The following is a 21,100-nucleotide window of genomic DNA, read 5'->3' as shown; positions in this document are numbered from 1 at the left end:
CCGGCCCGGGTCACTTCGTCGTGGGATGACAGACGCCCAGTTGGGCGCGCAATCCGCCTGTACGGGGCAGCAACCATTGCCATACGGCCGACCCTCGTGCATGCTCCCCTGAACGCGGCGGAGCGGGGCCATCGGTGAACGAAGGTGCGGCTCTGGGCCCGGAGAGCAGAGTCTGGGCAGAGGAGGAGTGTCGCCGTACCCTTGGGGGTATGGGGTTGGGAAGATGATTCCCGGACACGGCTCCGCCGATCAGTTGTCGTCCCCTCATTAGAGGCCCACGAGGTACACGCCGAGACACTCATGGCCGGTCACGAAATCCCTGAACCCGCGGACCGCAAGCGGCAGGTCGCCGATCCCACGGCGACGCCCCGAGCGGCGGAAGAGACACGTCAAGCCTGTGATCCCGCGTTCAAGCACGGGGTCGTCGTCGGCTTCGACGGCTCCACATCGAGCGAGCGGGCACTCGCGTACGCGATCGGCATGGCCCACCGTTCGGGCTCGGGGCTGGTCATCGTCCATGTGGCCAACCGGCTGCCCACCACGGTGTGGGCGGGCTGTGAGCCGCCGGTGTTCGTGGACGTGCCGGACCACCGGACGGAGGTCCTCGGGCTCGAGCTCGCCTGTGCGGAGTATCTGTCCGAGGTGCCCTGGATCCTCGTCGAGCGCGGTGGCGACATCTGCCACGAGCTGGAGGAGGTCGGGCACGAGTACTCGGCCGACGCGATCGTCGTGGGCTCGACCCACGGGCTCGTCGGGCGGATCTTCGGCTCGGTCGCCGGGCGGCTTGCGCGGCGCGCGCAGCGGCCGGTCATTGTGATCCCTTAAGTCCCTGTGGGGAAGCGGGAGTTGGCCCGGTAGTTGAATTTGCGCCGTTGGATAAATCTACTCCCGCGTAGAGGTGCTTTGTGCCCTTGTGAAGGGTAAATACGGGTCGCTGGAAGAACGTGGGCGGGCCGGAGGCCGGCGGGTGACGGCCGCCGGTCGACGGCCAAGGGTCGGGGCAATGGGCGGCTCCGGCCCTCACGAAAACGGGTCCCGTGCGCTTGGTGGCGCGTACGGGACCCGTTTGTGTGGCGCGAGGGCCTATTCGACCGTGACCGACTTCGCCAGGTTGCGGGGCTTGTCGATGTCGCGGCCGAGGGCCAAGGCCGTGTGGTAGGCGAGGAGTTGGAGCGGGATGCCCATGAGGATGGGGTCCAGCTCGTCCTCGTTCTTCGGGACGACGATCGTGCGGTCGGCCTTCTCCTGCTCCTGGTGGGCGACCGCCAGGATGCGGCCGGAGCGGGCCTTGATCTCCTCCATCGCGGCGCGGTTCTTTTCGAGCAGGTCGTCGTCCGGGACGATCGCCACCGTCGGCAGCGCCGGCTCGATCAGCGCCAGCGGGCCGTGCTTCAGCTCGGAGGCCGGGTAGGCCTCGGCGTGGATGTACGAGACCTCCTTGAGCTTCAGGGACGCCTCGCGGGCCACCGGGTAGCCCCTCACGCGGCCGATGAACATCATCGAGCGGGCGTCCGCGTACTCCTCGGCGATCTTCTTGATCTCCGCTTCCTGGTCGAGGATCGCGGTGATCTGGGCCGGGAGCTTGCGCAGGCCCTCGATGATGCGCTTGCCGTCGGCGACCGAGAGGTCGCGGATGCGGCCCAGGTGCAGGGCCAGGAGGGCGAAGGCGACCGTCGTGTTCGTGAAGCACTTGGTCGAGACGACGCAGACCTCGGGGCCCGCGTGGACGTAGACGCCCGCGTCCGACTCACGGGCGATGGCCGAGCCGACGACGTTCACGACGCCGAAGACGCGGGCGCCCTTGCGCTTCAGCTCCTGGACCGCCGCGAGGACGTCGTACGTCTCGCCGGACTGGGAGACCGCGATGTAGAGGGTGTCGGGGTCCACGACCGGGTTGCGGTAGCGGAACTCGGAGGCCGGCTCGGCGTCCGCGGGGATGCGGGCCAGCTCCTCGATCATCTGGGCGCCGATCAGACCCGCGTGGTACGAGGTGCCGCAGCCGAGGATCTTCACGCGGCGGACCGTGCGGGCCTCGCGGGCGTCCAGGTTGAGGCCGCCGAGGTGCACCGTGGAGAACCGGTCGTCGATGCGGCCGCGCAGCACGCGGTCCACGGCGTCGGCCTGCTCGGAGATCTCCTTGTGCATGTACGTGTCGTGGTCGCCCATGTCGAAGGAGGCGGCCTCGAGGTCCACGGTGGTCGGCTCGTTGGCGGTGAGGGTGCCGGCCGTCGTGTACGTGCGGAAGTCGTCGGCCTTGAGCGTGGCCATCTCGCCGTCGTCGAGCGTGACGATCTGGCGGGTGTGGGTGATCAGCGCGGCGATGTCCGAGGCGACGAACATCTCCTTGTCGCCGATGCCGAGGACGACCGGCGAGCCGTTGCGGGCCACGACGATGCGGTCCGGGAAGTCGGCGTGCACGACCGCGATGCCGTACGTGCCCTCGACCAGGTGCAGCGCCTCGCGGACCTTGTCCTCGAGGTCGGTCTGCTGGGAGCGGGCGATGAGGTGGGTGAGGACCTCGGTGTCCGTCTCGGAGCGGAACTCGATGCCCTCGGCGGTCAGCTTCGCGCGCAGCTCGGAGGCGTTGTCGATGATGCCGTTGTGGACGACCGCGACCTTGTCGTCGGACGACATGTGCGGGTGCGCGTTCTCGTCGGACGGGGCGCCGTGCGTGGCCCAGCGGGTGTGGGCGATGCCGGTGGTGCCCTTGAAGCGGGCCGGGACCTTCGCCTCCAGGTCGCGCACGCGGCCCTTGGCCTTGACCATCTTCAGGCCGGTGGCCTTGGGGCTGGTGATGACGACGCCCGCGGAGTCGTAACCCCGGTACTCCAGGCGCTGCAGTCCTTCGAGAAGGAGCGGCGCGACGTCACGCTTGCCGATGTAACCGACGATTCCGCACATGTGTGGTGTTGATCCCCTCGGGTAGTGGGTCCGCGGTCAGCCGTAGACGATGCGGCGCAATTGCCGGAGCGAGAGCTCCGGCGGCGCCACCGCCCGGTACCGCAGGTCCGCCGTGATCTGTTCGAAGATCTCCGCGTTCACCAGGCCCTGACCCTGGAGTTCGCGGTGCCGGCGGCGGACGTAGTCCTCCGTCGACTCGTCGAAGTAGGCGAGCACGTCCTGGATCACCCGCAGCGCTTCGCCCCGGCTCAGGGCGCTGCTGCGCGTCAGGTGATCGACGAGTTCCTCGTGCACGCAGCCGATCCTCGGGGTTCCGGGTGGGTTTCGCAAGAATCCTGCCCGATATCGGGCAGATGTTTCGCTCGGGTGGCCGTGGTTGCGGTCGCGGGGCTCTGCCCCGGGCCCCGCGCCTCAATCGCCGGCGGGGCTATTTATGACCGCGTTCACCCTGCGTACCCCTGGCGGATAGATGCCTCAAGCATCTTTCCGGGCATGGACATTCCACGTATGGGCGTACCCGCCGAGCTCGCCGACCGGCCCCTCGCCGAGCAGCACGAGTATCTGCGCAGCCGGTTCTCGCGGCGCACGATGATCCGCGGCGGGGCCGTCACCCTGGGCGCGGTGGCGGGCGGTGTCTTCGTGCCGGGGGCCGCGAGCGCCTCGCAGAGGACGGCGACGGCCACCACCGCGTCCGCACCGGCCGCCGAGGCCGTCGACGGCGCGCTCGTCGCGCCCTTCGGCCGGCACCTCTCTTACGGCGACGACGCGCGCACCGAGATGACCGTGTCGTGGCAGGTGCCGGTCGCGGTGAAGGACCCGTTCATCCGGGTCGGGGCCGGTGCCGGTGAGCTGTCGCGGAAGATTCCGGCGGAGCTGAAGGCGCTCTACACTCCGGCGGGCGTCGGGACGAGCGCCGACCACACCCAGTACTACGTGCACGCCAGGCTGACCCGCCTCAAGCCCGGCAAGACGTACTACTACGGGGTCGGGCACCGGGGCTTCGACCCGGCGTCGCCGAGGTTCGCGGGGACGATCGGTACGTTCACGACCGCGCCCGCCCGTGCGGAGCGCTTCACGTTCACCGCCTTCGGCGACCAGGGCGTCAGCTACCACGCGCTCGCCAACGACAGCCTGATCCTCGCGCAGGGGCCGGCCTTCCACCTGCACGCGGGCGACATCGCGTACGCGGATCCCTCCGGGCAGGGCAAGACGACGGACACGTTCGACGCGCGCACCTGGGACCAGTTCCTCGCGCAGACCGAGACGGTCGCCAAGTCCGTGCCGTGGATGGTGTCGTACGGCAATCACGACATGGAGGCGTGGTACTCGCCGAACGGGTACGGGAGCCAGGAGGCCCGGTTCGCGCCGCCGGGCAATGGGCCCGACCCGAAGGAGCTGCCGGGCGTGTACTCCTTCGTGCACGGGAACACGGCCGTGATCTCGCTCGACGCGAATGATGTCTCGTACGAGATTCCGGCGAATCTGGGGATTTCCGGTGGGACTCAAACGGCTTGGTTCGAGCGGCAGTTGAAGAAGTTCCGGGCCGCCGGGTCCGGGATCGACTTCGTCGTCGTGTTCTTCCACCACTGCGCGTACTGCACCGCCACCGCGCATGCCTCGGAGGGGGGTGTGCGCAAGGAGTGGGTGCCGCTGTTCGAGAAGTACACCGTCGACCTTGTGATCAACGGGCACAACCACGTCTACGAGCGTACGGATGTGCTGAAGGGCGACAAGGTCACCAAGGAGCTGCCGATCGGGGGCACGGCGTACCCGGAGACGGACGGGGTTGTGTATGTGACGGCGGGGGCGGCGGGGAAGGGGCTCTACGAGTTCCCGGTCGAGGACACGTACGAGGGGCACGAGAAGAAGGTCGACCCGTTCGCCTCGTATGTGACGCAGGACGGGGGCGGCAAGAAGGCGGTGACCGTCGACTGGTCGCGGGTGCGGTACACCAACTATTCGTTCCTGCGGGTGGATGTGGAGCCCGCGCCGGTGGGGCGTACCGCGAAGCTGACCGTGCGGGGGCTCGCCGAGACGGGGGCGGAGGTCGACCGGTTCGTGGTGGCGCGCAAGGTGCGGCACTAATCGCCGGACGGCCCTGAAAGGCGTTTCAGGACTGCCGCCTTCGCCAGTGCGAACTCATCATCCGTCAGTATTCCGGAGTTGTGGAGGTCGCCCAGTTCGCGGAGGCGGCGCAGGAGGGCGTCGTGTTCGTCCTCCGCGGGGGCCGCGGGTGGGGCCTGTTCCAGGGCAGGGGGCGTGGCTGGTTCGCCCGCAGGGCCCGGGTGGGGGAGGCGGGCCTGGACCGCTGCCGCTACGAGGGCCATCAGAGGGTCCTTCTTGAAGCCCCACAGTTCGATGGAGTTGGGGTCGTACTTCGGTGGCGCCTTTGTGGGGGAGGAGCGGACCGTGAAGCGGAGGCAGCCGTTCTCCAGGCCCACCGCCGGCTGCCACTCGACCGCCGCGATGTCGCCGAGCGCGAGCACCCGCGTGCCCGCGGAGGACTTGGCCTCCTCCGTCTTCCAGTTCCACTCCAGGCGCACACGCTCCCCGTCGAAGCTCGCCGTGCCGTCCCCGGCGGAGACGGACAGTGGCACGGCGGGACCCGGCAGGAGGTATGTGTCGCAGGCCGACGTGGGGACCTCGTCCAGGAGCAGCGCGTTGCGGACCTCGTCGACGAAGTACTCGGCGACGCCGTAGCGGTCCGACTCGACGGTGAGCTGGTACGGGTCCATGCCCTCGGTCAGCTTGCCGCCGGTCGCCTGGAGGAGGGGGTCCGCGCCGTCGCGCAGGCGCAGACGGAGGCGTCCGGACTTCTTGCCCTGCTCGAAGGAGGCGCCCGCGAGCGCCGTCAGCGGCACGGTCACTTCGCCCAGAGCCTTGCGGAGCGGGCTCACGGCCTTGTCGCGCCCCGGCACGAGCCGCAGCGTGTCCCCGAGATACGTCCAAGTGCCGTCGCGCTGGATGATTTCCGCCATGCCGACATTCTCGTACGGGAAAGGGGCTCGGGAGGACCGTCTCCCGAGCCCCTGGTCCGTGGGATCGCTTACGCGATCGGGTTGTCCAGGTCACCCACCAACTGCAGGGCGCCCGACGGGTCCGCCAGGTCGACCATCTGCTCGTTGTTGCGCAGCTGGAGACGGTTCAGGGCGGAGAGCGAGAAGTTGGGCGCGAACATGTCGAACTGCTCGAACTTCTCGGCGAGTTGGGGCATCGCCGCCTGGTAGTCGCGCACGCAGTCCGCGACCGCCGACCAGAACGTCTCCTCGTCCACGACGCCGTCCTCGACGAGGTTCGCCGCGAGGAAGCGGAAGAAGCAGTCGAAGACGTCCGTGAAGATCGACAGGAGCTTCATGTCGTCGGGGACCTCGGCCTTGATGCGCTCCACGGCGGGCGGCAGGACCGCGTCCGGGTCCATCACCGCGATCTCCTCGGCGATGTCCTTGAAGATCGACCGCTTGACGACGCCCTGCTCGTCCAGGACCAGGATGACGTTCTCGCCGTGCGGCATGTACACCAGGTCGTAGGCGTAGAAGCTGTGCAGGAGCGGCGTCAGGTACGACTTCAGGTAGGGCTTGAGCCACTCGCGCGGCGTGAGGCCCGAGCGCTCGATCAGGGCGCCCGCGAAGGACTTGCCCTCGCGGTCCACGTGGAGGAGGGACGCCATGGTCGCCAGGCGCTCGCCGTCCGCGAGCGAGTTCACCGGGGACTCGCGCCACAGCGCCGCCAGCATCTTGCGGTACGGCGAGTAGCGGTCGGTGGCGGCCTCGTACTCCAGGTGCCGGTAGCCGACGGCCGCGCGCTCGCGGATGATCGTCAGGCCGGTGTCCTTGAGTACCTCGTCGTTCTCGATGAGGTGCGCCAGCCAGTCGTTGATCGCCGGCGTCGCCTCCATGTACGCCGCCGAAAGGCCGCGCATGAAGCCCATGTTGATGACCGAGAGGGCCGTCTTCACGTAGTGCTTCTCGGGGGCGCTCTTGTTGAAGAACGTGCGGATCGACTGCTGCGCCAGGTACTCGTCGTCGCCCTCGCCCAGGCACACCAGGTTCCGCTGCGCGATCTCGGCGGCGAACGTGACGGAGAGCTTGTTCCACCACTGCCACGGGTGGGCGGGGATGAGGAGGTAGTCGGCCGGGTCGAGGCCCTGGTCGCGCAGGACCGTGTCGAAGCGGGCGATCGTCTCGTCGCCCAACTCGGCGCGCAGGAAGGACTCGTAGTCGAGGCCCATGCCAGCCGTGAAGGCCGCGCGCTCGCGGCTCGCCGCCAGCCAGATCAGCCGGACGGGGCTCGCCGTCTCGGGGGCGTACGAGAGGTACTCGTGGACGCCGAAGCCGAGCCGGCCGTTGTTGGCGACGAAGCAGGGGTGGCCCTCGGTCATGCCCGTCTCGATCGCCTGGAAGTCGCCGGTGGCGGCGAGTTCGGCGGAGGACAGGTACGGCTTCGTCAGTTTGAAGCAGGTGCCGGAGAGCGTGGAGGAGATCTCCTCCAGGTAGACCGGGAGGGTCGAGTCGCTCAGGCCCAGGCTGTCCTTCAGCTCGATGAAGAACTGCAGGGCGTTCAGCGGGAGTTCGGCGCCGTCGCGGTGGCGGGTGATCGAGTCGGCGGACACCTGCCAGTGGTCGAGGCGCAGCCGGCGCGCGGTGAACTCGTAGCGGGTCAGGCCGTCGTCGCTGAGGACGAAGTACCGGTCGGCGGCGGCGGCCCCCGATATCTCGGGCTTGAGCAGCCGCTCGTGGCTGAATTCCGCGAGTGCCTTGCGGATGAGGAGGCGGTTGGCCTCGGCCCAGCGCTCGGGGGAGAGGTGGGTGGCGGCGTCGGCGATGCTCATGCTCCGGTGGTCCTTCCCGTGGCCGCTTCGAACTGCTCGCGCGTGCAGAAGCTCAGCAGCGCCTTCTTCTCCGGCTTGTCGATCTCACGCTCGGGAACGAAGCCGACGGCCTCGTTCAGGGCGTGCACCGCCTTGTTGCCCACGTCGGGCTCGACGACGACGCGCTTCACCGACGCGTCGGCGAAGAGGTGCTCCATCACCGTGGTGATCACGGCGCGCGTGAAGCCGGGGACGCGGACGTCGGACGGGGCGGTGAGGAAGTGCATGCCGATGTCGCCGGGCTCGGGCTCGTACAGGCCGACGAGCTCGACGTACCGCGGGTCGTAGCGCTCCATCAGGAACGCGGGCTCGCCGTCGTGCAGGCCGAGGAAGGCGTCGTGGTGCTCGTGCGCCGCGATGGACATGTACTCGCGCTCGACGTCCTGGAGCTTGGCGTCCTGCATCAGCCAGAAGGCGGCTTTGGGGTCGGTGACCCAGCGGTGCAGGAGGTCGGCGTCGGCCTGCGGGTCGACGGGACGGAGGGACAGTTTCCCTACGGCGCTGTTCGTGGTGCTTGTGGTGCTCATGCTGCGAACTCCTGGAACGCGATGGTCTTCTCGACGGGGTAGTACTCGGATCCGAGCAGCTCGCCGATGATGTAACTGTTGCGGTACGCGCCCATCCCCAGGTCGGGGCTGGTGATCGAGTGCGTGTGCACGGACGCGTTCTGCACGAAGATGCCACGCCCGGTGGTGTCGATCGCGTAGTTGCGGGCGACGTCGTAGCGGCCCTGGCCGTCCCAGCGGATGCGGTCGCGGACCGGCTCCAGGAAGGCGGGCGTCGTGTACTTGTAGCCGGTGGCGAGGATCAGGCCCTCGGTCTCGAGCTCGAACTCCTTGTCCTGCTCCTCCTGGTGCAGGCCGAGGGTGTACGTGCCGTCCTCGTAACTCGCCGTGCGCAGCGCCGAGTTGGTGAGCAGGCGCGTCGGCACGGGACCGTCGAGGCCCTTCTGGTACAGCAGGTCGAAGATGGCGTCGATCAGCTCGCCGTCGATGCCCTTGAACAGGCCCTTCTGCCGCTGCTCCAGCGAGTAGCGGGTCTCCTCCGGCAGCTTGTGGAAGTAGTCGATGTAGTCCGGGGACGTCATCTCCAGCGTCAGCTTGGTGTACTCGAGCGGGAAGAACCGCGGCGACCTGGTGACCCAGTTGAGCCGGTAGTCGTGCGAGTCGATCTCGCTGAGCAGGTCCTGGTAGATCTCGGCCGCGGACTGCCCGCTGCCGACCAGGGTGATCGACTTCTTCTGCTGGAGCTGCTGCTTGTGCTGGAGGTAGCGGGAGTTGTGGACGACCCCGTCGCCGCCGAGACCCTGGCAGGCCTCGGGGACGTACGGCGGGGTGCCGGTGCCCAGGACCAGGTGGCGGGCGCGGAACGTCTCGCCCTTGTCGGTGTCCACGACGTAGACCTCGGCCGCGTCGTCGTAGCGCACCTCGGTGACGCTCGTCGAGAACCGGATCGAGGACAGCTTGGCGGCGGCCCAGCGGCAGTAGTTGTTGTACTCGACGCGCAGCGGATAGAAGTTCTCGCGGATGTAGAACGAGTACAACCGCCCCGATTCCTTCAGGTAGTTGAGGAAGGAGTACTCGGACGTGGGGTCGGCGAGCGTCACCAGGTCCGACATGAACGGGGTCTGGAGGTGGGCGCCGTCGAGGAACATCCCCGAGTGCCACTCGAAGTCCGGCTTGGACTCGATGAACAGTCCGGTCAGCTCGTCGATCGGCTCCGTGAGCGCGGCCAGACCCAGGTTGAAGGGGCCGAGGCCGATCCCGATGAAGTCGTACGTGTCAGGATGCGCGGTCAAGGGTGTCTCCCAGGTACTGCTCGGCGTGGCCGGCGATGAGGTCGAGGACGACCGAGATGTCGTCGAGGGTCGTCTCGGGGTTGAGCAGGGTGAACTTCAAGTACTGGCGGTCGCCCACCTTGGTGCCCGCGACGACGGCGTCGCCGGAGGCGAACAGGGCCTTGCGGGCGTAGAGGTTGGCGCGGTCGATCTCGGCGGGGTCGGCGACATCGGCCGGGATGTAGCGGTAGACGAGCGTGGACAGGCTCGGCTCCACGACCACGTCGAAGCGCGGGTCGGACGCGAGCAGCTGCCAGCCCTCGTACGCCAGGTCGCACACCTCGTCGAAGAGGCCACCGATGCCCTTGGCGCCCATGACGCGCAGCGTCAGCCACAGCTTGAGCGCGTCGAAGCGGCGGGTGGTCTGGAGGGACTTGTCGACCTGGTTGGGGATCCGCTCGGCGACCGTGCGGCGCGGGTTGAGGTACTCCGCGTGGTACGTGGCGTGCCGCAGGGTGGCTCCGTCGCGGACCAGGATCGCGCTCGAACTCACGGGCTGGAAGAACGACTTGTGGTAGTCGACGGTGACCGAGTCGGCGCGCTCGATGCCGGTGAGCCGGTCGCGGTTCTTGTTCGACACGAGCAGCCCGCAGCCGTACGCGGCGTCGACGTGCATCCACGTGTCGTACTGGGCGCACAGCTCGGCGATCTCCGGCAGCGGGTCGATGGAGCCGAAGTCGGTCGTCCCCGCGGTCGCGACGACGGCCATGGGGACGAGGCCCTCCTCGCGGCAGCGCTGCAGCTCGGCGGCGAGGGCCACGGTCTGCAGGCGCTTCTCGCGGTCGACCGGGATCGAGACGACGGACTGCGGGTCGAGGCCGAGCAGCGTCGCGGACTTCTTGACGCTGAAGTGGCTGACCTCGGAGGCGAAGACGCGGAGTTTGGACAGGTCCTGCGACTTGGCCTCCTCCCGGGCGAGCAGCAGCGCCTGGAGGTTGGACTGCGAGCCGCCGGAGGTGAACACGCCGTCGGCCGCGGGGCCGAGGCCGATCCGCCCGGTGGTCCAGTCGATGAGCTTGCGCTCGATGAGCGTGCCGCCCGCGGACTGGTCCCAGGTGTCGAGCGAGGAGTTGACCGCGGAGAGGATCGCCTCGCCGAGCACTGCCGGGATGACGACCGGGCAGTTGAGGTGGGCGAGGTAGCGGGGGTGGTGGAAGTAGACGGCGTCGCGGAGGTAGACGTCCTCCAGCTCGTCCAGGGCGGCGATGGTGTCCTGGAGCGGCTCGTCCAGGTCGACGGCGTCGACGGTGGGGGAGAGGGCGTCCGGGGTGACGCCGGTGAACGGCCTTGTGGTGGTGGCGAGTTTGGCCGCCACCCGCTCGACTCCTTCGGTCACGGAGTTGCGGTATAGCTCCGCGGTGGTGTCATTGAGCAGGTGCGAGCGCATGAACGGTTCCTCCGGGTGGGGTGGGGTGGTTCCCGGGTGGGGCAGGAAAAAGGGCGGGATCGCGAACCCTTCGATTAGGTTAGCCTAACCTAACTTTGGCTCGCGACCCCGCCCCTGTCATGTGGCTGGAATGGCTGGTGTGGCTGGAATGTGCGCTGTTGTCAGGGGTGGGGCCCCGAGGTGTCACGCAGCGCGCAGGGCGTCCTCGCTCATGCCGCGCCGCCAGTACCCGACAAAGGTCACCGCACGCTTGTCGTAGCCGCGCTCACGCACCAGGTGCCGGCGCAGCTCCTTCATGGTCCCGGACTCGCCGGACAGCCACGCGTACGGGCTTACGGCGTCGGGGAGTTGGGTCGCGCGCACGGTGTCCACCACCGAGGGCGCACCCTCGTCGCGGACGAGCCAGGTGACGGTGACGTCCGCGAGCGTGATGATCGGCTGGATGTCCTCGCGGTGCGGAACCTCCAAGTACACGTGCGCCGAGACGTGTTCGGGCAGCCAGGCCAGCACGCCGAGCGCCGCGGGAAGCGCCGTCTCGTCGCCCCACATCAGGATGTGGTCGAAGTCGTCCTGGGGCTGGCAGCGCACGGCGGCGTTGTCCGCGATCGCCGGGCCGAGCACGACGGCGCGGTCGCCGGGGGCCGCGGCGCGGGCCCAGCGGCAGGCGGGGCCCGAGGTCGACGGGTCGTCGTCGTGCAGCACGAAGTCGATGTCGACTTCCTCCGCGGGGAAGCGGCGCTGGCCGCTCAGCGTGTACGAGCGCATGATCGCGCGCTCGCCGTCCGGGATCGCCCGGTACGCCGCGTGCCAGGCGCGGCCGTCCTCGCCGGCGTTGACCGGCGGCATCACGGGGGCGTCCTGGCCGGGCCGCGGCAGGAAGAGGGAGAGGGACTGGTCCCGGCCGCCGCCGTGGAAGTCGGCGAGGTCGGGACCCGTGAAAGTGACCCTGAGCAGCGACGGACCGAGCCGCCGGGTGCGGACCACTTGCAGATCGAAGAATCGGAAAGGGGCTACAGCAGGGGCTTCGGTCGTCGCCGTCATGGGATCAGGACACCTTCTTCGCCGTCTCGATGGCCTTCGCGAGGTCTTCCAGGAGCGGGGCGCACTTGTCGTAGGACAGGATCGGCTCGGGGGAGCGGGAGATGACCTGGCCCGCCTTGACCGCCGGCAGCTTCTTCCAGGTCGGCTCGTCGATGTCGGCGGGCTGAATCGCCTGGGCGCGGTCGTCCATCATGATGATGTCGGCCTTGTGCTTGTTGACGTTCTCCCAGCTCAGGTTCTCGAACCAGCCGCCGGACGCCTTCTTCGCGGCCTCCGAGGGCTCCACGAAGTTCACGCCGAGCGCCTTGAAGTACTCCAGGTCGATGGAGAGGTTCGTGCCCGAGACGTAGAAGATGTCGGGGCTCGCGCTGCCCGCCAGCACCTTGATGTCGGGGTTGGCCTTCGCCGCCTTGCGCAGCCGGGCGGCGGCGTCCTCGAAGCGCTTCTTGGCCTTGACGACCTTGTCGGCCTTCAGGTCGGCGCCGAGCGACTCGGCCAGCTTGTAGACGTGCTCCAGCGGCGTCGTGAGCTGGCGGTCGTAGACGGAGATGCCGACGCTCGGGGCGAGCTTGGCGATCTTCTTGGCGGACTCCTCGGGGACGTACCAGAGGGTGCCCGCGCCGTCGAACATCGTGGTGATCAGCACCTCGGGGGCGAGCCCCGCGTACTTCTCGATGTTGAACTGGCCCCACTCGTTGCCGATGACCGTGACCTTGCCGACAGGCATGTCGCCGGCCTGGACGTCGGGCTTGCCGCCCTTCGTCGTGGTCGGGCCGAAGACGCCCTTGACCTGGATGCCGTAGTCGTAGAGGGCGGCGCCCATGCCGGTGAAGGCGACGATGTTCGTCGGGACCTTGTCCAGCTTCACGGTCTTGCCGCGGTCGTCCTTGTACGACCAGGGGCCGGACTTCTTGGCGGAGCCGGCCGAGCTCGAACCGCCGTCTTTGGAGCCGCCGTCGCCGCAGGCGGCGAGTGCGGCTCCGAGGCCGATGGCGCCGGTCGCGGCGAGGATGCCGCGGCGGGTGGGGCGGGACAGTCGGGCGTTGGGCATGACGGGCAACTTTCGGACGTGCCGAGGCGGCGACCGGGCGGGTACTGAAACTCAGGGTAGGTTAACCTAAGTTCCCCGGTTGTCCAGGGGGTGGGGGCCACCCCGAGCCTGACGCCGTTGGGGCAAATCAAGCCCCGCCGGCGATTGAGGCGCGGGGTCCGGGGCGGAGCCCCGCGGCCCAGGCCCGGATGCCGTTCGAAAGATTGGGGCTCTGCCCCATACCCCGCTGCTCAATCGCCGCAGGGGCTCTATTTGGTCAGCCCGAGCTCCCGCGCAATCAGCATGCGCTGGACCTCGCTCGTGCCCTCGCCGATCTCCAGGATCTTGGAGTCGCGCCACATCCGGGCGACCGGGTACTCGTTCATGAACCCGTACCCGCCGTGGATCTGCGTCGCCTCCCGCGCGTTGTCCACCGCGACCGTCGACGAGTACAGCTTCGCCAGCGCCGCCTCCTTCTTGAACGGCTCCCCGCAGACAAGCCGCGACGCCGCGTCCCGCCACGCAAGCCGCGCGGTGTGCGCCTTCATCTCCATGTCGGCGATCTTGAACTGGATCGCCTGGTAGCTGCCGATGTGGTGCCCGAAGGCGCGGCGCTCCTTCGCGTACTTCACCGACTCGTCGACGCACCCCTGCGCAAGACCCGTGGCCAGCGCGGAGATCGCCACGCGCCCCTCGTCGAGGATCCGCAGGAACTGCGCGAAGCCGCGGCCCTCCGTGCCCAGCAGATTCGCCGCCGGCACCCGTACGTCGTCGAAGTGCAGCTCACGCGTGTCCGACGCGTTCCACCCCACCTTCGAGTACGGCGCCGCGGCCGTGAAGCCGGGCGTCCCGGACGGCACGATGATCGAGGAGATCACCGGGCGGCCGTCCGCTGTGCGGTCCGTCACCGCCGTCACCGTCACCAGGCCCGTGATGTCCGTACCGGAGTTGGTGATGAAGCACTTCGTGCCGTTGATGATCCAGTCGCCGGTCTCCCCGTCCCGTACGGCCGTGGTGCGGGTGCCGCCCGCGTCCGAGCCCGCCTCGGGTTCGGTGAGCCCGAACGCGCCCAGGACTTCGCCACTGCACAGCTTCGGCAGCCACTCCTGCTTCTGCTCCTCCGTGCCGAAGAGGTGGATCGGCATCGCACCGAGCGAGACCCCGGCCTCCAGCGTGATCGCCACCGAGGAGTCGACGCGCGCCAGCTCCTCAAGCGCGATGCCGAGCGCCAGATAGTCGCCGCCCATGCCGCCGTACTCCTCCGGGAAGGGGAGGCCGAAGAGCCCCATGCGGCCCATCTCGCGGACGATCTCGTAGGGGAACTCGTGCCGCTCGTAGAGGTCGCCGATCTTCGGGGCGACGACCTCGTGCGCGAACTCCTCGACCGTGCGGCGGAGTTCCTCGTGCTCGGGGGAGAGGTGGTGATCCATGACTGCCTCACTGCTCCTGGTCGGCATCGGCATTGGCGTCGGCGTCGGCCTCGGGTGCGAGGGCGCGAACGGTGCGGGACGGGCTGGGTCGGCCCAGGTGCCCGGCCATCCACCTGCTGGTGTCGGTGAGACGGCCGAGGTCGACCCCGGTCTCGATGCCGAGACCGCGCAGCATCCAGACGAGGTCCTCGGTGGCGAGATTGCCGGTGGCGCTCTTCGCGTACGGGCAGCCGCCGAGGCCGCCCGCGGAGGCGTCCACCGTCGTCACGCCGTGCTGCAACGCCGCCAGGGTGTTGGAGAGCGCCTGGCCGTACGTGTCGTGGAAGTGCACGCCGATCGTGTTCGTCGGCACGCCCTCCTCGTTCAGCTCCGACAGGAGCGTCTGTACGTGTCCGGGTGTGGCCACGCCGATCGTGTCGCCGAGGCTCAGTTCGTCGCAGCCCATGTCCCTCAGGGCCCTGGCGACGGAGACGACCTGGTGGACCGGGACCGGGCCCTCCCACGGGTCGCCGAAGCACATGGAGAGGTAGCCGCGGACGTGCGCCCCGTGCTCCTTGGCCGCCGCCACGACCGGCTCGAACACGGCGAGGGACTCCGCAACGGTGCGGTTCAGGTTCGCCTTGGCGAAGGACTCGGTGGCGCTGGCGAACACGGCAACCCGGTGCGCGCCGAGGGCCAGGGCCCGGTCCAGACCGCGCGCGTTCGGCACGAGGACGGGGAGGTGGACGCCGGGTCCGAGGTCTTGGAGCCGCGGGAACAGGTCTTCCGCGTCCGCGAGTTGGGGGACCCACTTGGGGTGCACGAAGCTCGTGGCCTCGATGGTCGTGAGGCCGGACCGGGCCAGGCGGTGGACGAACTCCGCCTTCACCTCGGTGGGCACGGCCCGCTTCTCGTTCTGCAGCCCGTCGCGCGCCCCCACCTCGTGGATCCGGACGCGGGCCGGGAGACCCTGGGTGGGGACGACCATGGGGAGCGCGGGTGTCGCGGGTGTGGGGGTCATCGCGTGGCCTCCCCGCCGGAGTTGGAGCCGACGGCGGGGCCGGTATCGGTGTCCGCGTCCGCCGGGGCGACGACGGCCAGCACCTGGTCCATCGCCACCGTCGTCCCGGGCGACACGTCCAGCTCCGTCACCGTGCCCGCGTGCGGGGACGTGATCACGTGTTCCATCTTCATCGCCTCCACCACCAACAGGCTCTGTCCCGCTGCTACCTGCTCGCCCGTCGTCACCTTCACCACGGTCACCGTGCCGGGCATCGGCGCCGTCAGGGAGCCCGCGCCGCCGGCGCCCGCCCCCGTCAGGTTCGCCGTCACCGGGTCGTGGTCCCGCACGTGCCAGGCGTCGCCGTCGCGCGCCAGCCAGTCGCCCGCGGTCGCGGTGAGGCGGGCGGGGGTGGTCGGGACGCCGTCGACCAGGACCTCGGCGCCGCGCACCCGGACCTCGACCGGGTCGTGGCCCGAGACCCTCAAGGGGTGCACGGTCCACGCCGGTTCGCCGCCGAGCCGCCAGCCGGTGGGCCGGTCGAACGGGTCCGTCCAGCCCTCGGTCGTGGCCGGGGCAAGACGCTCCTGGCGCAGTGCGCCCGCCGCCGCGTAGATCCCCGCCGGGACCTCCGCGTCAACCAGCTCGTCCGTCGCACGCTCCACCAGACCCGTGTCCAACTCGCCCGCCACGACGTCCGGATGGGCGAGCAGGCGGCGCAGATACCCGGCGTTCGTCGGTACGCCGAGCGTCACCGTGCGCGCGAGCGCGGCCCGCAGTCTGCGCAGCGCCGTGTCCCGGTCGGGGCCGTACGCGATGATCTTCGCGAGCATCGGGTCGTAGAGGCTGGAGACCTCGGTGCCCTCGGTGAGTCCGGAGTCGACCCGTACGCCTTCACCCTCGGGTTCGTGCAGCGCCAGAACCGTGCCGCCGGAGGGGAGGAAGCCGCGGGACGGGTCCTCGGCGCACAGGCGGGCCTCCACCGCGTGCCCGGTGAGCGTGATGTCGTCCTGTGCGAACGGCAGTTGCTCGCCCGCCGCCACCCGCAGCTGCCACTCCACGAGGTCGACGCCCTCCCCGGCGGCAGCCGGACCGATGGACACAGTCAGCTCGGTCACCGGGTGCTCGACCTGGAGGCGCGTGTTCATCTCCATGAAGCAGTACGCCGCCGGGTCCTCGCCCGGCACGATGAACTCCACCGTGCCCGCGCCCCGGTAGCCGCAGGAGCGCGCCGCCTCCACGGCCGCGGCGCCCATCGCCGCGCGCGTGGCCTCGTCGAGGAGCACGGACGGTGCCTCCTCGACGATCTTCTGGTGGCGGCGCTGGAGGGAGCACTCGCGCTCGCCGAGGTGCACCACGTTCCCGTGGCCGTCCGCCAGGACCTGGATCTCGATGTGCCGTGGGCGGTCGATCCAGCGCTCCACGAGGAGCGTGTCGTCCCCGAAGGAGGCCCGTGCCTCGCGTCGGGCGGATGCGATCTCCTCCTCCAGGGTGGTCAGATCGCGGACCAGGCGCATGCCCTTGCCGCCGCCGCCCGCGCTCGGCTTCAGGAGGACTGGCGCGCCCAATTTCCTTGCCGCCTCTGCCAGTTCCGGGTCGCGGCCGCCGGGCACCACCGGGACCCCGGCCGCGCTCACCGTCTCCTTGGCGCGGATCTTGTCGCCCATCAGGGCGATCGCCTCGGCGGGCGGGCCGATGAAGGTCAGGCCGGCCTCCTCACAGGCCCGCGCGAACGCCGCGTTCTCCGCGAGGAATCCGTAGCCCGGGTGCACCGCCTGCGCGCCGGTCGCCGCCGCGGCCTCGATGATCCGCTCCGCCACCAGATAGCTCTCGGTGGCCGCCGGCGGCCCGATGCGTACCGCCTCGTCCGCCTCGCGCACATGGCGCGCGTCCGCGTCGGCGTCGCTGAACACCGCCACCGAGCGGATGCCGAGCGCCCGCAGCGTACGGATGACGCGCACCGCGATCTCGCCGCGGTTGGCCACAAGTACCGTCTCGAACACGTCTCGCTCCGCCCCTCACATCCGGAAGACACCGAAGCCGGCGGACTTCTCCGGCAGCGGCGCGTTGGCACACGCGGTCAGGGCCAGGCCGAGGACCTGGCGGGTCTCCATCGGGTCGATCACGCCGTCGTCCCAGAGCCGGGCCGTCGCGTAGTAGGCATTCCCCTGCGACTCGTACTGGGCGCGGATCGGCGCCTTGAACGCGTCCTCGTCCTCGGCCGCCCACTCTTCGCCGCGCGACTCCAACTGGTCGCGCTTGACGGTCGCGAGGACCGAAGCGGCCTGCTCGCCGCCCATCACGGAGATCTTCGCGCCGGGCCACATCCACAGGAAGCGAGGGCTGTAGGCCCGGCCGCACATCGAGTAGTTGCCCGCGCCGTACGAGCCGCCGATCACCACGGTCAGCTTCGGCACGCGCGTGCAGGCCACCGCCGTGACCATCTTGGCGCCGTGCTTGGCGATACCGCCCGCCTCGTAGTCACGGCCGACCATGAAGCCCGAGATGTTCTGGAGGAAGAGGAGCGGGATGCCGCGCTGGTCGCACAGCTCGATGAAGTGGGCGCCCTTCTGGGCGGATTCGGAGAACAGGATGCCGTTGTTGGCGACGATGCCGACCGGGTGGCCGTGGATGTGCGCGAACCCGGTGACCAGCGTCTGCCCGTACTCGGCCTTGAACTCGGCGAACCGCGAGCCGTCCACGACGCGCGCGATGACCTCGCGTACGTCATACGGAGTGCGGGAGTCGACCGGCACCGCTCCGTAGAGCCCCGCCGGGTCCACCTTCGGCTCGATCGCCGTCTTTACCGCCCACGGCAGCGGGCCGCGCTCCGGCAGCGTGGAGACGATCGTGCGGACGATCCGCAGCGCGTGCGCGTCGTCCTCCGCCAAGTGGTCCGTCACGCCCGACACCCGCGAGTGGACCTCCCCGCCGCCCAGCTCCTCGGCCGTCACCACCTCGCCCGTCGCCGCCTTCACCAGCGGCGGGCCGCCCAGGAAGATCGTGCCCTGGTTCCGGACGATCACGGCCTCGTCGCTCATCGCCGGGACGTACGCCCCGCCCGCCGTGCACGAACCGAGGACCGCCGCGATCTGCGGGATGCCCGCGCCCGACATCCGCGCCTGGTTGTAGAAGATCCGCCCGAAGTGCTCGCGGTCCGGGAACACGTCGTCCTGCATCGGCAGGAACGCGCCGCCGGAGTCCACCAGGTAGACGCACGGCAGCCGGTTCTCCAGGGCCACCTCCTGCGCGCGCAGGTGCTTCTTCACCGTCATCGGGTAGTACGTGCCGCCCTTGACCGTCGCGTCATTGGCGATGATCACGCACTCGCGGCCGCTGACCCGGCCGATCCCGGCGATCACACCCGCGGCCGGGGCCTGCCCCTCGTACATCCCGTCCGCCGCGAGCGGCGCCAGCTCCAGGAACGGGGAGCCGGGGTCAAGGAGCGCGTCCACCCGGTCGCGCGGCAGCAGCTTGCCGCGCGCGGTGTGCCGCGCCCGCGCCTTCTCGCCGCCGCCGAGCCGGGCCGCGGCGAGCTTGGCGCGCAGCTCCTCGCCGAGCGCCCGGTGCGCCGCCTCATTGGCCGGCCAGGCCTCCGACGCGGGCTCCGCCGCGCCGATCAGCTCCGGTGCCTCCTGCATCGCCTCGAGCTCCCTTGCTCGTATGAGGAATGGTGCGGAAGTTAATGAGCGTTAACCCACTCCCGTCAGGTTAACGCTCGCTAACGTCCCTGTCTAGAATTGCTTCATGGCCACGAGAACCGACGCCCCCACCCGCCGCGAGCAGATCCTCAGGGAGGCCGCGCGGCTCTTCGCCGAGCGCGGTTTCCACGGCGTGGGCGTGGACGAGATAGGGGCGGCGGTCGGCATCAGCGGCCCCGGCCTGTACCGACACTTCGCCGGCAAGGACGCGATGCTCGCCGAGCTGCTCGTCGGGATCAGCGGGCAGCTGCTGACCGGCGGCAAGCGGCGGGTCGCCGAGGCGGAGCACGGGCCCGAGGCGCTGCTCGACTCGCTCATCGAGGGGCACATCGACTTCGCGCTCGACGACCGCGACCTGATCACGCTGCACGACCGGGAGCTCGACCGGCTGCGCGACAGCGACCGCAAGCTGGTGCGGCAGCTGCAGCGTCAGTACGTGGAGCTGTGGGTGGAGGCGGTGCGGAAGGTCTATCCCGAGCTGGTCGAGGCGCACGCGCGCGTGGCCGTGCACGCGGTCTTCGGGCTGCTGAACTCGACCCCGCACCTGAGCCGTCCCGGCTCGCTGCCCGGCCGGACGGCGACCGCGGGGATGCTGCACAAACTGGCGCGTGGCGCGTTCGCGGCGGCTGCCGCAGAGTGAGGTCGGTGGCTGCCGCAGAGTGACCTGTATCTCTGGACGCTCCTTGCGACTCGTGGGTAACCTACCTCTGAGCAAGCGCTTAGTCGTTTGGTCGTTGTCCGCACACTCGTCGTAGAGGGAGAGTTCTCCGTGCGCCGTACCGTTTTTGATGAGGACCACGAGGCGTTCCGGGAGACCCTGCGCGCCTTCATCGAGGCCGAGGTCGTCCCCCACTACGACGAGTGGTTCCAGCAGGGCATCGTGCCGCGCGAGCTCTACTCGAAGATGGCCGACCTGGGCCTCTTCGGCATCAACGTGCCGGAGGAGTTCGGCGGCGCCGGCCTGGACACCCACAAGTTCGAGGCCATCCAGTACGAGGAGACCGCCCGCGCGGGCGTCTCCTTCGGCGGCTCCGGTGTGCACGTGCTGCTCGCCCTGCCGTACATCAAGCTGCTCGCCACCGACGAGCAGAAGAAGCGCTACCTGGAGAAGTTCGTCACCGGCGAGGAGATGTGGGCCCTCGCCATGACCGAGCCGGGCACCGGCTCCGACCTGGCCGGCATGAAGACCACGGCCAAGCTCTCCGACGACGGCACGCACTACGTGCTCAACGGCTCCAAGACGTTCATCACCGGCGGCGTGCACGCCGACCGCGTCATCGTCTGCGCCCGCACCGCCGCGCCGACCGCCGAGGACCGCCGCCACGGCATCTCGCTGTTCGCCGTCGACACCAAGTCCGAGGGCTACTCGATCGGCCGCAAGCTCGACAAGCTCGGCCTGAAGACGTCCGACACCGCCGAGCTGGCGTTCGTCGACGTGAAGGTCCCCGTCGAGGACCTCCTCGGCGAGGAGAACAAGGGCTTCTACTACCTCGGCAAGAACCTGCCGTCCGAGCGCTGGGGCATCGCCTACGGCGCGTACGCGCAGGCCAAGGCCGCGGTGCAGTTCGCCAAGGCGTACGTCCAGGACCGCACCGTCTTCGGCAAGACCGTCGCGTCGTTCCAGAACACCAAGTTCGAACTGGCCGCCTGCCAGGCCGAGGTGGACGCGGCCGAGGCCGTCGCCGACCGCGCGCTCGAGGCCCTCGACGCCGGTGAGCTGAGCGCCGCAGAGGCCGCCTCCGCGAAGCTGTTCTGCACCGAGGTCGCGCACCGCGTCATCGACCGCTGCCTCCAGCTGCACGGCGGCTACGGGTTCATGAACGAGTACCCGATCGCCCGCCTGTACGCGGACAACCGCGTGAACCGCATCTACGGCGGCACCAGCGAGATCATGAAGTCGATCATCGCGAAGAACATGGGGCTGTAA

The 21,100-nt window shown here is 69.6% G+C and carries 17 protein-coding genes; 4 read left to right on the top strand and 13 right to left on the bottom strand.

The window, feature by feature from the left end:
• Nucleotides 1–300 precede the first annotated feature (300 nt).
• A complete protein-coding gene (locus tag OHA73_RS17285; RefSeq protein WP_266719304.1) occupies nt 301–825 on the top strand; it encodes a universal stress protein in 525 nt (174 codons plus the stop codon).
• Between the two features lie 258 nt (nt 826–1,083).
• Here the strand turns inward: OHA73_RS17285 and glmS are convergent, their stop codons facing one another.
• Both glmS and OHA73_RS17275 read right to left on the bottom strand, forming a co-directional pair.
• Nucleotides 1,084–2,901: a glutamine--fructose-6-phosphate transaminase (isomerizing) gene (gene glmS / locus OHA73_RS17280; protein WP_266719306.1), complete on the bottom strand. Its 1,818-nt coding sequence runs from the start codon at nt 2,899–2,901 to the stop codon at nt 1,084–1,086.
• A gap of 36 nt (nt 2,902–2,937) precedes the next feature.
• Nucleotides 2,938–3,195, bottom strand: a complete 258-nt coding sequence (locus OHA73_RS17275; RefSeq protein WP_266719308.1) for a hypothetical protein — start codon at nt 3,193–3,195, stop codon at nt 2,938–2,940.
• 198 nt (nt 3,196–3,393) lie between these two features.
• On the opposite strand from OHA73_RS17275, the gene OHA73_RS17270 reads away from it, so the two are divergent.
• A complete protein-coding gene (locus OHA73_RS17270; RefSeq protein WP_327655484.1) occupies nt 3,394–4,986 on the top strand; it encodes a purple acid phosphatase family protein in 1,593 nt (530 codons plus the stop codon).
• Here OHA73_RS17270 and OHA73_RS17265 read toward each other — a convergent pair.
• From OHA73_RS17265 to OHA73_RS17215, 11 genes are all read right to left on the bottom strand, one after another.
• Nucleotides 4,983–5,879, bottom strand: coding sequence for a DUF4429 domain-containing protein (locus tag OHA73_RS17265; RefSeq protein WP_266719312.1), 897 nt, complete (start codon nt 5,877–5,879; stop codon nt 4,983–4,985). The two genes, OHA73_RS17270 and OHA73_RS17265, sit on opposite strands and share 4 nt — an antisense overlap.
• Before the next feature lie 68 nt (nt 5,880–5,947).
• Nucleotides 5,948–7,729, bottom strand: a complete 1,782-nt coding sequence (locus tag OHA73_RS17260) for an IucA/IucC family protein (RefSeq protein WP_327655483.1) — start codon at nt 7,727–7,729, stop codon at nt 5,948–5,950.
• Complete coding sequence (locus OHA73_RS17255) at nt 7,726–8,295, bottom strand: GNAT family N-acetyltransferase (protein WP_266719315.1); 570 nt, start codon at nt 8,293–8,295, stop codon at nt 7,726–7,728. Before OHA73_RS17255 ends, OHA73_RS17260 begins: the two co-directional genes overlap by 4 nt.
• Nucleotides 8,292–9,566 (bottom strand): lysine N(6)-hydroxylase/L-ornithine N(5)-oxygenase family protein, encoded by a 1,275-nt coding sequence (locus OHA73_RS17250; protein WP_266719317.1) that lies wholly within the window; start codon nt 9,564–9,566, stop codon nt 8,292–8,294. The genes OHA73_RS17255 and OHA73_RS17250 overlap by 4 nt, the downstream gene beginning before the upstream one ends.
• Entirely contained in the window at nt 9,550–10,992 is a 1,443-nt protein-coding gene (gene desA, locus OHA73_RS17245) for a lysine decarboxylase DesA (protein ID WP_327655482.1), read from the bottom strand. The genes OHA73_RS17250 and desA overlap by 17 nt, the downstream gene beginning before the upstream one ends.
• A 183-nt stretch (nt 10,993–11,175) precedes the next feature.
• Complete coding sequence (locus tag OHA73_RS17240; RefSeq protein ID WP_266719319.1) at nt 11,176–12,033, bottom strand: siderophore-interacting protein; 858 nt, start codon at nt 12,031–12,033, stop codon at nt 11,176–11,178.
• A gap of 4 nt (nt 12,034–12,037) precedes the next feature.
• Complete coding sequence (locus OHA73_RS17235; protein ID WP_267070352.1) at nt 12,038–13,084, bottom strand: ABC transporter substrate-binding protein; 1,047 nt, start codon at nt 13,082–13,084, stop codon at nt 12,038–12,040.
• A gap of 248 nt (nt 13,085–13,332) precedes the next feature.
• Complete coding sequence (locus tag OHA73_RS17230; protein ID WP_327655481.1) at nt 13,333–14,493, bottom strand: acyl-CoA dehydrogenase family protein; 1,161 nt, start codon at nt 14,491–14,493, stop codon at nt 13,333–13,335.
• A 7-nt stretch (nt 14,494–14,500) separates the two neighbouring features.
• The gene (locus OHA73_RS17225; protein ID WP_327655480.1) at nt 14,501–15,493 is read right to left on the bottom strand and encodes a hydroxymethylglutaryl-CoA lyase; all 993 of its coding nucleotides are present in this window, start codon (nt 15,491–15,493) and stop codon (nt 14,501–14,503) included.
• The gene (locus OHA73_RS17220; RefSeq protein WP_267070354.1) at nt 15,490–17,475 is read right to left on the bottom strand and encodes an acetyl/propionyl/methylcrotonyl-CoA carboxylase subunit alpha; all 1,986 of its coding nucleotides are present in this window, start codon (nt 17,473–17,475) and stop codon (nt 15,490–15,492) included. Before OHA73_RS17220 ends, OHA73_RS17225 begins: the two co-directional genes overlap by 4 nt.
• 15 nt (nt 17,476–17,490) lie before the next feature.
• Nucleotides 17,491–19,113: a carboxyl transferase domain-containing protein gene (locus OHA73_RS17215; RefSeq protein ID WP_266719344.1), complete on the bottom strand. Its 1,623-nt coding sequence runs from the start codon at nt 19,111–19,113 to the stop codon at nt 17,491–17,493.
• A 106-nt stretch (nt 19,114–19,219) separates the two neighbouring features.
• On the opposite strand from OHA73_RS17215, the gene OHA73_RS17210 reads away from it, so the two are divergent.
• On the top strand, nt 19,220–19,813 hold the full coding sequence (locus tag OHA73_RS17210; protein WP_266719346.1) for an SACE_7040 family transcriptional regulator: 594 nt from the start codon (nt 19,220–19,222) through the stop codon (nt 19,811–19,813).
• 129 nt (nt 19,814–19,942) lie between these two features.
• Nucleotides 19,943–21,100 (top strand): acyl-CoA dehydrogenase family protein, encoded by a 1,158-nt coding sequence (locus OHA73_RS17205; protein ID WP_266719348.1) that lies wholly within the window; start codon nt 19,943–19,945, stop codon nt 21,098–21,100.

Source organism: Streptomyces sp. NBC_00483 (assembly GCF_036013745.1).
Taxonomy (GTDB): Bacteria; Actinomycetota; Actinomycetes; order Streptomycetales; family Streptomycetaceae; genus Streptomyces.
The sequence above is the reverse complement of the archived record's forward strand: the minus strand, read 5'-3'. Positions and strand labels throughout refer to the sequence as shown.